Genomic DNA, 13,068 nt, shown 5'->3' with positions numbered 1-13,068 from the left:
ACAATCGTGGGAATCTCGGGACCTCGACTGCCGATGCCCCGAGATTTTTCTGTTCTGCGTGGCGCGTCGCCGAACGGGCCGTTCACAGAAAAGCAGCTTCACGCAGGGTGCTTCGATGTTGATGTGCGATCCGGCGGCACGCGGCTGAGTCTGTGCCGCGGCACCTGGTTGCCCGCTGGGGGCGCGGGCGTAATATCGTTGTCCCTGTGACTCCGGAAGATCTCAAAGCAGCAATTGCACAGGCCATCCAGGTTCTCGCCGATGGCGGCCTGAACCTTGCAGTCCCCGACAAGCTCACTGTGGAGCGGCCGAAGAACCGCGACCACGGCGACTGGGCGGCCAATACAGCCCTTCAGCTTGCCAAACAAGCAGGAGTTCCGCCTCGGGAACTGGCAGAAAAGCTTGCCGAACAGCTGCGCGCAGACCCCGGTATCGACAGCGTGGACGTCGCCGGACCCGGCTTCCTCAACATCACCCTCAACAAAGCGGCAGCAGGTCAGCTTGCCCTCGACATTGTCGAGGCCGGTGGAACCTATGGGCAATCGACAGCTTTGGCGGGCGCACCGGTCAACATGGAGTTTGTGTCAGCCAACCCCACTGGCCCGCTGCACCTCGGACACACGCGCTGGGCCGCCGTCGGCGATGCTCTGATCCGCGTTCTGCGGGCTGCCGGAGCCGATGTCACTGCCGAGTACTACATCAACGACTTCGGCTCTCAGATGGACACTTTCGCCGGCAGCGTCCTGGCGCGTCTGCGCGGTCACGACGTTCCCGAGGGCGGTTATCCCGGCCAGTACGTGCAGGCAATCGCCGACGCTCTTCGGCAGCGCCACCCCGAATGGGCAGACAGCGCCGACGCTGACATCTACGACCAACTGCGCGCAGAAGCCTACGAACTGCAGATGGCGGACATCAAAGACACGCTCGCCGCATTCGGAGTGGACTTCGACGTATTCTTCTCAGAGAAGTCCCTCCACGATGCAGGCAAAGTCGCCGAGGCAGTAGAGCGCCTGCGCGAACAGGGCCACATCTTCGACGAAGACGGAGCCGTGTGGCTGCGCACCACGGACTTCGGCGACGACAAGAACCGCGTGCTCGTCCGCGCCGATGGCAGCCCCACCTACTTCGCCGCCGATGCCGCCTACTACCTGTCCAAGAAGGACCGCGGCTTCGTCAAGAAGATCTATCTGCTGGGCGCTGACCACCACGGCTACGTGGGACGACTCAAAGCGCTGGCTGCAACTGCCGGAGACGACCCCGATGAGAACATCGAGATTCTCATCGGCCAGCTGATCAGCGTCAACGGCGCGCGGCTGTCCAAGCGGGCGGGCAACATCATCGAACTGCGCGACCTGATCGAATGGCTCGGAGCTGATGCCCTGCGCTACTCGCTGGCGCGCATTCCCACCGATTCGCCGCTCACGCTCGATCCGGAGGTGCTGCGCTCAGCATCGAATGACAACCCCGTCTACTACGTGCAGTACGCCCACGCCAGAGCCTGCAGTGTTGAGCGCCGCGCGGTCGAGGCGGGAGTGGACCAGGCCCCCGTGGACCCGGCGACGCTGACAGATCCCACCGAGGCCGTCCTGCTGTCGGCTCTGGCAGACTTTCCGCGAGTCGTCACCGACTCCGCCAAGCTGCGTGAACCCCACAGGGTTGCCCGCTATCTTGAATCTCTCGCTGGCAGCTTCCACAAGTGGTACGACGCGTGCCGTGTTGTGCCGCGGACAGACGAAGATCTGACTGCTGTTCACGGCACTCGCCTGGTTCTCGATCGGGCAACGAAGACTGTACTGGCCAACGGGCTGCGCATGCTCGGAGTTTCTGCACCGGAGAAAATGTAATGCCGGCTCACCCCTCGGGCGTTCTGCACGCCGGACCGTCGCCCGTCTGGCTTCCCGTGCCCACCGACGTCAACGAACTCATGGCCTCCCTGTGGTCGCGCAACACCTCCAAAAACGCTGACGGCGTACTCGAAGTCGCCGGCGTTGTGGCGACAGCGCTTGCCGAGCGCTTCGGAAGCCCGCTGTATGTGCTCGACGTCGACGACTTCCGCCACCGTGCCCGCAGCTTCGTCGGAGCATTCAGCGACGCGTTCGAAGCTCACGGCATGCAGGCGCGCGCTTACTACGCAGGAAAGGCCTTTCTGTGCACCGCAGTTGCCCGTTGGGCTCACGAGGAGGGCATGGGAGTCGATACGTGCTCACTCGGTGAAATGCGCACAGCCCAGGCCGCCGGTGTTCCCGCTGAAGCGGTGGGCCTGCACGGGAACAACAAGTCCGATGACGAAATAGCAATGGCCCTCGACTGGGGAATCGGCCGGATCGTCATCGACTCACTCGACGAAATTGAGCGCGTCTCCCAGGCCGCTGCGGTTCGCGGCATTACCGCGCCCGTCATGCTGCGTTTGACAGTCGGCGTTGAAGCGCACACGCACAGCTTCATCGCCACAGCCCACGAAGACCAGAAGTTCGGCCTGTCCATCAGCGGGGGAGCGGCTGACCGCGCCGCCCGTGCTGTCATCACGGACCCCAATCTTGAACTGGTGGGCCTGCACAGCCACATCGGCTCTCAGATCTTCGAAGAAGACGGCTTTGCCCTCGCCGCCCGCAGGATCATTGAATTCTCCGCCCGCCTGCGCGCAGACACCGGATTCGCAATACCGGAGATCGACCTGGGCGGAGGCTTCGGCATCCGCTACACATCGCAGGACAAACCCGTCGCGTTTGAGCAGATGGCGGCTCTCCTGGCTGCCGCGGTTGCCGAAGAGTGCGACGACGCCGACTTTCCCCGTCCCGCGGTGTCCTTTGAGCCGGGGCGAGCGATTGTCGGGCAGGCGGTGTTCTCCCTCTACACCGCTGGAACCATAAAGGAAGTCGAAACCGATTCGGGAATCCGCACCTATGTGTCAATTGACGGCGGAATGAGCGACAACATACGGACCGCTCTGTACGATGCCGACTATTCGTGCACACTGGCCTCGAGGTCGTCTGACGCCAAAGCGACTGTCGTCCGCGTAGTCGGCAAACACTGCGAAAGCGGCGATATAGTCGTCCGCGATGAATATCTGCCGGCGGACATCAGCCGCGGTGATCTCATTGCGGTCCCCGGCACGGGCGCCTACTGCAGGCCGCTGTCGTCGAATTACAACCACGTGCCGCGCCCCGGCGTCGTCGCCGTTGAAAACGGACAGGCCGAGTGGGTGGTGCTTCCTGAAACCTACGAACAGATGTTTGCATCGGATCCCGGTTTCGCCCGGGCCAATGAGAACGGAGAAAAATGAGCGCACAGCCTCTCAAGGTAGCCCTGCTCGGAGCGGGAACCGTCGGCAGTGAAGTTGCCGATGCGATCCTCAACCGCGCCGACAGCTTCACCGAGCGCATCGGAAGCCAACTCGAGCTCATGTCCGTCGGTGTGCGCGACATTTCGAAGGCCCGCCCCGGTATTCCGACTGATCTCATCACCGATGACCTCGAAGCGGCAATCGAAGGCGCCGACATCGTCGTAGAACTCATGGGCGGACTCGAACCGGCTCGCGAACTGCTGGTCAAAGCCCTCAATTCCGGTGCATCGGTTGTGACCGCCAACAAGGCGCTGCTGGCCAAGCACTCCGGGGAACTCTTCGCCGCCGCCGACAAAGCCAAAGTTCGCCTTGAGTACGAAGCCGCTGTGGCCGGGGCGATCCCCATCATCCGCCCCGTCGGAGACTCCCTGGCCGGTGACCGCATCACCCGTGTGCTCGGTATCGTCAACGGCACCACCAATTTCATCCTGGATGCGATGGAAGCCAAGGGCTGGGACTACGAGCACGCTTTGAAGACCGCTCAGGAGCTCGGCTATGCCGAAGCTGATCCAACAGCTGATGTCGGCGGGCACGACGCTGCCGCCAAAGCTGCGATTCTCGCCTCGCTGGCCTTCCACACCTCAGTGAGCATCGACGATGTTCACGTGGAGGGCATTGAGAACATCACCGCCGACATGATTTCAACCGCAGCCAGCCAGGGCTTCACCATCAAGCTGTTGGCCATCTGCGAAGAGATTCCGGCAGCGGGGGTCTCAGCTCGCGTCTACCCGGCCCTCATTCCGGCGGACCACGCTCTTGCCAGCGTTGGAGGAGCGTTCAACGCCGTGTTCGTCGAAGCCGAATCCGCCGGCGAACTCATGTTCTACGGCCAGGGAGCCGGGGGAGCCCCGACATCGTCCGCAGTGCTTGGCGACCTCGTCTCCGTGGCCCGCCGCAAGGTGCTCGGCGGAGCAGGACAGTACCGCAAGCTCGAAAGCGGATCGCTGCCGATCATTCCGATTGACGACATCAACACGCGCTACCACATCACGCTGGCTGTCCAGGACCGCCCGGGTGTGCTTCACGCAGTAACCGGGGTGTTCCTTGACCAGGGGGTCTCCATCAAGCTCGTCGAGCAGACGAGCCTCGATGATGCGGCTGACCCGCGGGCCAAGCTCGTCATTGCGACCCACGGCGGAACCGAATCCGCGCTGGCATCGACGGTCGAGCGGCTGCGCGCGCTTGACGTGGTCGACGAGGTCGTCTCGATTCTGCGCATTGAAGGACAGTGAGAAAGACCATGGCACACCAGTGGCGCGGGGTCGTGACCGAATACCGCGAACACCTTGCAATCGACCCGCAGGCAGACCCGGTTTCGCTCGGTGAGGGCGGGACGCCGCTCATCTTCGCCGAAAAGCTTTCCGAGCGCACCGGAGCCGAGGTCTACGTCAAATACGAGGGGATGAACCCCACCGGTTCGTTCAAAGACCGCGGTATGACCGCGGCCATCACCGCAGCCAAAGCAGCCGGTGCCAAAGCTGTCATCTGCGCATCGACCGGGAACACTTCGGCGTCTGCTGCCGCCTATGCGACCAAGGCGGGCATGACCTGCGCGGTTCTTGTGCCCAAGGGCAAGATCGCCCCCGGAAAAATGAGCCAGGCGGTAGCCCACGGCGCTCAGCTGCTGGAAGTCGACGGAAACTTCGACGACTGCCTGATGCTTTGCCGAAAGCTGTCGGAATCGTATCCGGTTCACCTGGTCAACTCGGTCAACCCCGATCGCATCGAAGGTCAGAAGACAGCCGCTTTTGAAATTGTCGACGCGCTCGGCAAAGCCCCGGACATCCACGCGCTGCCGGTGGGCAACGCGGGCAACATCACGGCCTACTGGAAGGGCTACACCGAGTACGAACAGAAGGGTCTGGCGGACTCAGCCCCGCGCATGTGGGGCTTCCAGGCCGCCGGTGCGGCTCCGCTTGTCACCGGCCATCCGATTGACGAACCGGAGACTATCGCGACGGCCATCAGGATCGGCAACCCCGCGTCGTGGGACAAGGCGATTGCCGCTCGTGAAGAATCGGGCGGACTCATCGACTCGGTTGAAGACGAGCAGATCATCCGGGCTCACCGCCTGCTGTCTTCCACAGAGGGCATTTTCATCGAACCCGGTTCGGCAGCGTCTATTGCTGGTCTGCTGAAGATGCACGAGGCCGGTCGAGTGCCGCAGGGGGCTGTCATAGTGTGCACAGTCACCGGTCATGGACTGAAAGACGCCGACTGGGCGCTGAAGGCCGCAGAAGGTCAGTTCGAAGCGGGGAGCGTGCCCGTTGACGCTGTCAGCGCTGCGCGCGCACTGGGTTTGGAGGACTGAGAGTGCCCTGCAGCATCGAGGTCTCGGTTCCTGCGACTTCGGCCAATCTGGGGCCCGGCTACGACACCTTCGGCCTTGCCCTCGACATTGCCGACGAGGTGGTGGCCGAACTGCACTCCTCTCCCGTCGACCTCAGCAGCTGTGTCGAGGTTACGGGCCAGGGTGCCGGCCAAGTGCCCGCCTCCTCGGATCATCTGATCCACAGGGTCGTGCGCGAAGTGCTCGACCACCACGGCAGCGCCGAACTGGCAGACCGGCTGACTTTGCGATGCGCCAATACGATTCCGCATTCGCGGGGGATGGGCTCATCGGCTGCCGCTGTGGTCGCGGGGATCTCGATTGCCGATGCCCTTCTCGCGTGCGTCGGCCGAGGCGAGCTGTGCGAAGCCGAGCGACTCGCCTGGGCTGTTCACTTTGAGGGGCACGCGGACAATGCTGCACCGGCGCTGTTCGGAGGCGTTTCCATCAGCATGGCCGATGCACAGGGCAGTCCGCGCTCGGTTTCAGTTCCCGCCCACCCTGCTGTGAGGGCGGTGCTCGTGGTTCCCGACACGACGCTGGACACCGATTACGCGCGATCATTCATCCCCGAACAGGTTCCGCACGCTGATGCCGTGGCGAACTCGGCGGCCGCGGCGCTGTTCATCCACGCAATCGGGCGTGATCCCTCGCTGCTCTTTGCGGCGACAGAAGACCACCTGCACCAGGAATATCGCAGGCCGGCCATGCCCGAAACTCTGGCCCGGGTCGATGCGCTGCGCGAACACGGCCTTGCCGCTGTTGTGTCCGGAGCTGGTCCGACGGCGCTGGTGCTGGGCACCGGCGAAGATCTGCGCGACGAGGTCGTCTCAGTCATCGGTGAAGACGATGCCGACGTCATTGCCGCCTCGATTGCCGATTTTGGGGCAACCATTACTCGAACAGGCGCATAAAGCCAATCAGTACGCTGTTCTGTCGGCGTGCTGATTAGCCTTGCACCGTTTTTTCACGTTATGCTTAGGCTGTTCTTCCGCAGCGATTGCTGTGATGCTCGGATCGACAGATTCTGTCTCCGATGAAGAACAATCACCTCAGCACCCACGTTGGTGCTTTCACAGCCACTTTCATGTGCAGACCACTGCTGAATGCCTCTGTGTGCTTCAGCCGAACGAGGGAGAAGGAACCTTCGTGTCAGAAAACACTGACTTCAACCACTCCGGAAGCCTGTCCGCCCTTCGCCTGCCGCAGCTGCAGGAAATGGCCGCAGGATTGGGCATCAAAGGCTACCGCCGCCTTCGCAAGAGTGATCTGATTGACGCAATTCTTAAGGCTCAGGGCGGGGCCGCCCCTTCCGGTTCTGATGCCGGCGCAGACAAGAAGGAGCGCTCGGACGCTCCCGCGGAGAAGACCGAAACCGCTGACGAAAAGACGGACGGCGAAAGCGCTGGCCAGAAGGACGACGACAGCGCCAGCCAGAGTGCCGAGGCGAAGCCCGAAAGCGGCGCAGACGCTGAGGACAACGGTGAAGGCGGCGGTCGTTCACGCCGTCGCGGCCGCGGTGGAAAGCGCGGAGATAACAACTCCGAGGACGCTGCTAAGTCCGGTAATGGCAAACGCGGCGAGAAGAACCGCGACAACAATGAGCGCGATGATAGCGCCCACGACGACAAAAACGGTCGTGCCGACAAGAACGACCGCGACGACAAACACGGCCAGAAGAAGAACAAGAACGGCCGAGGCCGCAAAAACAACGGCGATGACGGCGGTGACAACCGCGGCAACAATGACAACCGCGGCAGCCGCCACGACGATTCGGGTCGGGATGACAACAACGACCGCGGTCGCCGTGGGCGCGGCCGCGACCGCAAGCGCCGTCGAGGTGACGATGACCTGCGTCCGGACGATGTCCTCATCCCCGTCAGCGGCATCCTCGACGTGCACGACAACTACGCTTTCCTGCGCACGTCCAGTTACCTGCCGGGTCAGAACGACGTCTACGTGTCGAACAACATGGTCAAGCGCAACGGGCTTCGCAAAGGCGACGCCGTTGTCGGCGCCATTCGCCAGCAGCGCGAAGGCGAACGCAACAACCGCCGCGAAAAGTTCGACGCCCTCGTTCGCTTGGACTCTGTCAACGGCCTGTCAGTCGAAGATGCCAAGCGCCGTGTGAACTTCTCGAAGCTCACCCCGCTCTACCCGCAGGAGCGCCTGCGGATGGAGACGACTTCGTCCAACGTCACACAGCGGATCATCGATCTTGTCGCCCCCATCGGCAAGGGCCAGCGCGGTCTGATCGTCGCCCCGCCCAAGGCAGGCAAGACCACGATCATGCAGCAGATCGCCAACGCGGTGAAAGCGAACGACCCCGATGTTCACCTCATGGTCGTCCTGGTTGACGAACGCCCCGAAGAGGTCACGGACATGACGCGCGCCGTCGACGGCGAAGTTATCGCCTCGACATTCGACCGTCCGGCCGATGACCACACGGCAATTGCGGAACTCGCCATCGAGCGCGCTAAGCGGCTGGTCGAAATGGGCCAAGACGTCGTGGTCCTGTTGGACAACATCACCCGCCTGGGCAGGGCCTACAATCTGGCCCAGCCGGCGTCCGGCCGCATCCTCTCCGGTGGTGTCGACGCGAACGCCCTCTACCCGCCCAAGCGCTTCTTCGGCGCTGCGCGAAACATCGAAGGCGGCGGTTCGCTCACCATCTTGGCAACTGCTCTCGTTGAGACCGGTTCGAAGATGGACGAAGTCATCTTCGAAGAGTTCAAGGGCACCGGCAACATGGAGCTTCGCCTGTCGCGCAGCCTTGCAGACAAGCGCATCTTCCCGGCCGTTGACGTCAACGGCTCCGGCACGCGCCGCGAAGAGAACCTCATGGGCGCAGAAGAGCGCAAGATCATGTGGCGTCTGCGCCGTGTGCTCGCAGGCCTTGAACAGCAGCAGGCACTTGAGCTTCTGCTGTCGAAGCTCAAGGAAACGCAGAACAACGCCGAGTTCCTCATGCAGGTGCAGAAGACCACTCCGCTGCCGAAAGCCGCCTCTGACGACTGATGGCGCTTGACTCTTCGCAGCTGGAAGCCAGCGTTCGCTCTCTCATTGACGAGCACGACCGGATCGAGGCAGAACTGGCCGACCCGGACGTGCTCGCCGATGCCGGGCGGACGCGGAAGCTGACCAGGCGGTACTCGGAGCTCGGTCAGGTCAAGACCTGTGTCGATGCAATCGACACTGCGCGCAGCGACCGTGAAGCTGCCGCTGAGCTTGCCGAAGAGGACAGTTCTTTTGCTGACGAGGCGCATCGTCTGGACGGCGTGATCGCCGACCTCGAAGAGCGGCTGCGGGAACTGCTGGTTCCCAAAGACCCCGACGATGTTCGCGACGCCCTGCTGGAGGTCAAAGCCGGCGAGGGCGGGGACGAATCGGCCCTGTTCGCCGCGGACCTCGTCAACATGTATCGCCACTGGGCGTCCAACCGCGGGTGGAGCGTGGAGGTTCTCGATTCCACTGAAACCGCTTTGGGTGGTTGGAAAGACATCACTCTGGCTGTCAAGTCGCGCGAAGGCGGAGTGTACGGCTGGATGAAGTTCGAAGGCGGTGTTCACCGCGTACAGCGGGTTCCCGTGACGGAATCGCAGGGCCGCATCCACACATCCGCGGCGGGCGTGATGGTCTTCCCGGAAGTCGATGAGCCCGATGAAATCCGCATTGACGACAATGATCTGCGGATCGACGTCTACCGTTCTTCTGGCCCCGGCGGCCAGTCTGTCAACACAACGGACTCCGCTGTGCGCATCACCCACCTGCCCACGGGGATCGTCGCCAGCTGTCAGAACGAAAAATCGCAGCTGCAGAACCGTGAGGCCGCCATGCGGATTCTGCGTGCACGCCTGCTTGCAAAGCAGGCCGAAGAAGCTGCGGCAGAAGCCCAGAGCGCGCGCCGCCTGCAGGTGCGCTCGGTCGACCGTTCAGAGCGCATCCGCACCTACAACTTCCCGGAAAACCGGATTGTCGATCACCGGACCGGGTATAAGGCCTACAACCTCGACCAGGTGCTTGACGGCAGACTGGATGAGGTCGTCGAATCGCTGCGTGCTGCTGAGCGGGCTGAACGGCTCGAAGGGATCGGCTGATTGTCTGCTGAGCCGATCCGCGCTCGGCAGGCGCTGTCCGCCGCTTGCGCACGGCTGCGCCAAGCGGAAATCGAAACCGCCGATGCGGAGGCGCGCCTCCTGCTGGCGTGGGCTTGGGGGCTCGACGTTAAGAGCCTCTCTCTGACGCTCCTTTCGGATCCCGCTGTGCCCGACGATGTTGCACAGCGCCTTGAAGAGGGCCTTGCCCGGCGTGCCGAGCGGGTTCCGGTTCAGCACATCACCGGCAGGGCGGCTTTCCGGCATCTCGAGCTTGCGGTGGGCCCTGGAGTCTTCATTCCCCGCCCTGAAACTGAGCTTCTTGCCCAGTGGGGCATTGACTTTCTGCGCAGCCGTCCCCGCGGCAGTCGGCGGGTTCTTGATCTGTGCACCGGCACCTCGGTCCTGGCACTGTCCGTGGCCAGTGAGGTCGGCGCCACTTCGGCAACGGGTGTCGAGCTGAGTCCCTCAGCCACTCGGTGGGCAAAGGCAAACATCGAAAACCACGTGCCGTTGCTCAGCCGCTGCGGTTCGCAGTGCGCAGTCATCCAGGCAGACGCACTGCAGTTCATTCCCGAAAGTCCAGTGGACCTGGTCGTGTCCAACCCGCCGTACGTTGACCGTGCCCGCCAGCCCAATCTTCCCGAAGTCGATGCTGACCCCGAAATCGCCCTGTACGGCGGGGGAGAGGACGGTATGGACTTTCCCCGTGCACTCATAGCCCATGCAGCGGAAATCGTGGTCGGCGGCGGGGCGCTGGCAGTCGAACACGCAGAGTACCAAGTCCAGCAGATGCGGGTCGCCTTTGCAGACGCAGGCTTTGAACAGGTCGAGGTCCACCGCGACTACACTGGCAGGGAACGTTTCACAACCGGCTTCAAACCACACGAGGAGACCCATGTCGCGGCACTATGACCTTCGCAGCTCAGAGGTCCACGACCTCGTGATAGCCGAAGCCGCACGGGTCATCGAAGACGGCAAGCTCATCGTTCTGCCCACTGACACCGTCTACGGTGTAGCAGCCGACGCATTCTCTCCCGAAGCGGTTGAACGGCTGCTCGACGCCAAGGGCCGCGATCGAACCATGCCGCCGCCTGTGCTCATAGCCCGCCCGGAAACTCTCATGGGCATTGCCGAGGGTGTCGATGCGGTGACAATGGCGCTCACGGCAGAGTTCTGGCCCGGTGCGCTGACCATCATCTGTCGAGCCCAGCCCATGCTCGACTGGGACCTCGGCGACACTCACGGGACCGTCGCTGTGCGCATGCCCGATCACGAGCCCGCTCTCGACGTGCTGCGCCGCACGGGTCCTCTGGCTGTTTCCTCCGCCAACGAACACGGACAGCCGGCAGCGCAGACCGTTGAAGACGCCGAGGCGATGCTGGGGCAGAACATTGAACTGTACCTCGATTCAGGTCCTGCCGAGGGGCAGGGGGCGTCGACCATCATCGACATGACGGCGCAGCCGCCGCGGGTTGTGCGCTCCGGTCCTATCCCGTACTCCGCCCTGGCCGAACACGTGCCGAACCTGCTCGACGTCGGTCAGGAGCCGGCTGGCTCTGAGGCCAATGCGCCGACTGCCGCAGAAGCACAGTCTTTCGAAGATGAGCCAGCCGCGGTGGAAAAGCCGACTTCCGGAAAGGCCGATAGGGACGGCTGATGCGCGTCTACCTGTTCATTGTCGTCATATCGGCTATCGTGTCCTATCTTGTGACGCCCATGGTCCGTCGCGTCGCCGAACGCGGGCTCATCTTCTCGCCGCTGCGCGATCGCGACGTCCATTCGGTTCCCACCCCCAGGCTCGGCGGAGTGGCCATCTACACGGGTGTTCTCGTGGGACTGCTGTTTGCTTCCCAAACGCCGTTTCTGCGGCACCTGTTCGACAACCCCGCCCCGATCATCGGCGTAGCCGGGGCAGGCGGGCTGCTGGTGCTCATCGGGGTCATCGACGACATCTGGGACATCAACTGGGCGGCGAAGCTTGCCGGGCAGGCGCTGGCTGCCGGCTTCATGGCACTCAACGGCGTGGCTATGCTGTCGATCCCGTGGGTTGACATCATCGTGGGGTCGCCCCGCATGTCGGTCATCCTCACGGTGTTCGTCGTTCTGGTGACAATCAACGCCGTCAACTTCGTCGACGGGCTCGACGGCCTGGCCAGCGGCGTCGTCACAATCGGCGGCGTGGCGTTCTTCATCTACAGCTATCAGCTCGCGGTGGACACCAGCCCCGCCAGCTACGCGAATCTGGCCTCGCTGATCGTCGCCCTGCTGGTGGGAGGTTGCATAGGCTTCCTGCCCCACAATTTCAATCCCTCACGCATCTTCATGGGCGATTCGGGATCAATGCTCATCGGCCTTCTGCTCGCGGCTTCGACGATTCGAGTCACCGGTCAGGTCGACCCCGCGCTGCTGTCAAACGAACGCGTGTTCGCCGCCTACATGCCGATCATTCTGCCCCTGGCCGTCATGGCCCTGCCGCTGATCGACCTTTTCTTGGCTGTCGTTCGGCGCATGGCTGCGGGCAAATCGCCGTTCAGCGCGGATGCCAAGCACCTTCATCACCGCATGCTGCGCCTGGGTCATTCACACGCACGCGCAGTGCTCATCATGTACTTGTGGACGGCGAACTTCGCCTTCGGTGCGATCGGCTTCCTGCTGTTTCCAACAGACATCGTCATCATCGTCATGGGCATCAGCCTCCTCATAACACTCGCGGTCACCTTCTACCCTGTGATCGCCCGCCGTCGGTATCGAAGGGAAATAACCAGATGAGCCAGCAGTCCACCAGCGCGGCAATCATCAGCCAGCTCATGCGGCGCATTCTCCTGCTCAGTGCGATCGCCGGTATCGCCATCGGGCTGATCGGCGCGGTGATCGGGGGACTGGTCGTGGGCGTGAGCGGTGTCTACAGTGCGCTCATCGGTGCGGCTGTCGCGTTTGTGTTCTTCGGCATAACCGCGATCATCATGCTCTTCACCGCAGACTCGGGGCCGGCTGTGACAGCCGGTGCCGCAATGGGCGGTTTTCTCGTCAAGATCGCACTCATGTTCGCGGTGGTTGCGGTTCTGTCGGGACGGGACTTCTACCATCCGATGGTCCTGTTCATCACGCTCGTCGCGGGAGCCGTCGCGTCGTTGGCAATCGAAACCTGGGCTGTTCAGAACGCGCGGATTCCCACTGTTGATCCGACTGCTGGGAAACGGGACTGAGTTTTGAAAGAGTAGTCGTGCTTGGTAGGATTCAGTGAAACCGCGATGATTCCACTGGGAATCGTGTGTGTTCTTCCGGGGCCGTCAATCGTA

At 62.9% G+C, this 13,068-nt stretch carries 11 protein-coding genes; all 11 read left to right on the top strand.

Going from position 1 to position 13,068, the window contains the following annotated elements:
• Positions 1-206: 206 nt before the first annotated feature.
• Entirely contained in the window at positions 207-1,844 is a 1,638-nt protein-coding gene (argS, locus tag HMPREF3162_RS09395) for an arginine--tRNA ligase (RefSeq protein ID WP_070777667.1), read from the top strand.
• Positions 1,844-3,283, top strand: a complete 1,440-nt coding sequence (lysA, locus tag HMPREF3162_RS09390) for a diaminopimelate decarboxylase (protein ID WP_070573846.1) — start codon at positions 1,844-1,846, stop codon at positions 3,281-3,283. The genes argS and lysA overlap by 1 nt, the downstream gene beginning before the upstream one ends.
• Positions 3,280-4,575, top strand: a complete 1,296-nt coding sequence (locus tag HMPREF3162_RS09385) for a homoserine dehydrogenase (RefSeq protein ID WP_070573845.1) — start codon at positions 3,280-3,282, stop codon at positions 4,573-4,575. Before lysA ends, HMPREF3162_RS09385 begins: the two co-directional genes overlap by 4 nt.
• 8 nt (positions 4,576-4,583) lie before the next feature.
• The gene (gene thrC, locus HMPREF3162_RS09380; RefSeq protein WP_070573844.1) at positions 4,584-5,654 is read left to right on the top strand and encodes a threonine synthase; all 1,071 of its coding nucleotides are present in this window, start codon (positions 4,584-4,586) and stop codon (positions 5,652-5,654) included.
• A gap of 2 nt (positions 5,655-5,656) precedes the next feature.
• The gene (gene thrB, locus HMPREF3162_RS09375) at positions 5,657-6,586 is read left to right on the top strand and encodes a homoserine kinase (protein WP_070573842.1); all 930 of its coding nucleotides are present in this window, start codon (positions 5,657-5,659) and stop codon (positions 6,584-6,586) included.
• 304 nt (positions 6,587-6,890) lie between these two features.
• Positions 6,891-8,690, top strand: coding sequence for a transcription termination factor Rho (gene rho / locus HMPREF3162_RS09370; protein WP_371089272.1), 1,800 nt, complete (start codon positions 6,891-6,893; stop codon positions 8,688-8,690).
• Positions 8,690-9,769 carry a peptide chain release factor 1 gene (gene prfA / locus HMPREF3162_RS09365; protein ID WP_070573840.1) on the top strand — a complete coding sequence of 360 codons (1,080 nt, stop codon included), beginning with the start codon at positions 8,690-8,692 and terminating at the stop codon, positions 9,767-9,769. The genes rho and prfA overlap by 1 nt, the downstream gene beginning before the upstream one ends.
• Positions 9,770-10,681, top strand: coding sequence for a peptide chain release factor N(5)-glutamine methyltransferase (prmC, locus tag HMPREF3162_RS09360; RefSeq protein WP_083318974.1), 912 nt, complete (start codon positions 9,770-9,772; stop codon positions 10,679-10,681).
• The gene (locus tag HMPREF3162_RS09355) at positions 10,665-11,426 is read left to right on the top strand and encodes an L-threonylcarbamoyladenylate synthase (protein WP_070573838.1); all 762 of its coding nucleotides are present in this window, start codon (positions 10,665-10,667) and stop codon (positions 11,424-11,426) included. Before prmC ends, HMPREF3162_RS09355 begins: the two co-directional genes overlap by 17 nt.
• The gene (locus tag HMPREF3162_RS09350) at positions 11,426-12,538 is read left to right on the top strand and encodes an MraY family glycosyltransferase (protein WP_070573836.1); all 1,113 of its coding nucleotides are present in this window, start codon (positions 11,426-11,428) and stop codon (positions 12,536-12,538) included. The genes HMPREF3162_RS09355 and HMPREF3162_RS09350 overlap by 1 nt, the downstream gene beginning before the upstream one ends.
• Positions 12,535-12,975, top strand: coding sequence for a Cg1360 family ATP-synthase-associated protein (locus HMPREF3162_RS09345; RefSeq protein WP_070573834.1), 441 nt, complete (start codon positions 12,535-12,537; stop codon positions 12,973-12,975). Before HMPREF3162_RS09350 ends, HMPREF3162_RS09345 begins: the two co-directional genes overlap by 4 nt.
• The last annotated feature ends 93 nt before the right edge of the window (positions 12,976-13,068 follow it).

Source organism: Brevibacterium sp. HMSC07C04, from assembly GCF_001815905.1.
Lineage (GTDB): Bacteria > Actinomycetota > Actinomycetes > Actinomycetales > Brevibacteriaceae > Brevibacterium.
The sequence above is the reverse complement of the archived record's forward strand: the minus strand, read 5'-3'. Positions and strand labels throughout refer to the sequence as shown.

Coding starts and splice junctions, on each gene's coding strand:
- lysA (WP_070573846.1), top strand. CDS start 1,844: ATGCCGGCTCACCCCTCGGGCGTTCTGCACGCCGGACCGTCGCCCGTC.
- HMPREF3162_RS09345 (WP_070573834.1), top strand. CDS start 12,535: ATGAGCCAGCAGTCCACCAGCGCGGCAATCATCAGCCAGCTCATGCGG.
- rho (WP_371089272.1), top strand. CDS start 6,891: ATGGCCGCAGGATTGGGCATCAAAGGCTACCGCCGCCTTCGCAAGAGT.
- HMPREF3162_RS09350 (WP_070573836.1), top strand. CDS start 11,426: ATGCGCGTCTACCTGTTCATTGTCGTCATATCGGCTATCGTGTCCTAT.
- HMPREF3162_RS09385 (WP_070573845.1), top strand. CDS start 3,280: ATGAGCGCACAGCCTCTCAAGGTAGCCCTGCTCGGAGCGGGAACCGTC.
- thrC (WP_070573844.1), top strand. CDS start 4,584: ATGGCACACCAGTGGCGCGGGGTCGTGACCGAATACCGCGAACACCTT.
- prfA (WP_070573840.1), top strand. CDS start 8,690: ATGGCGCTTGACTCTTCGCAGCTGGAAGCCAGCGTTCGCTCTCTCATT.
- HMPREF3162_RS09355 (WP_070573838.1), top strand. CDS start 10,665: ATGTCGCGGCACTATGACCTTCGCAGCTCAGAGGTCCACGACCTCGTG.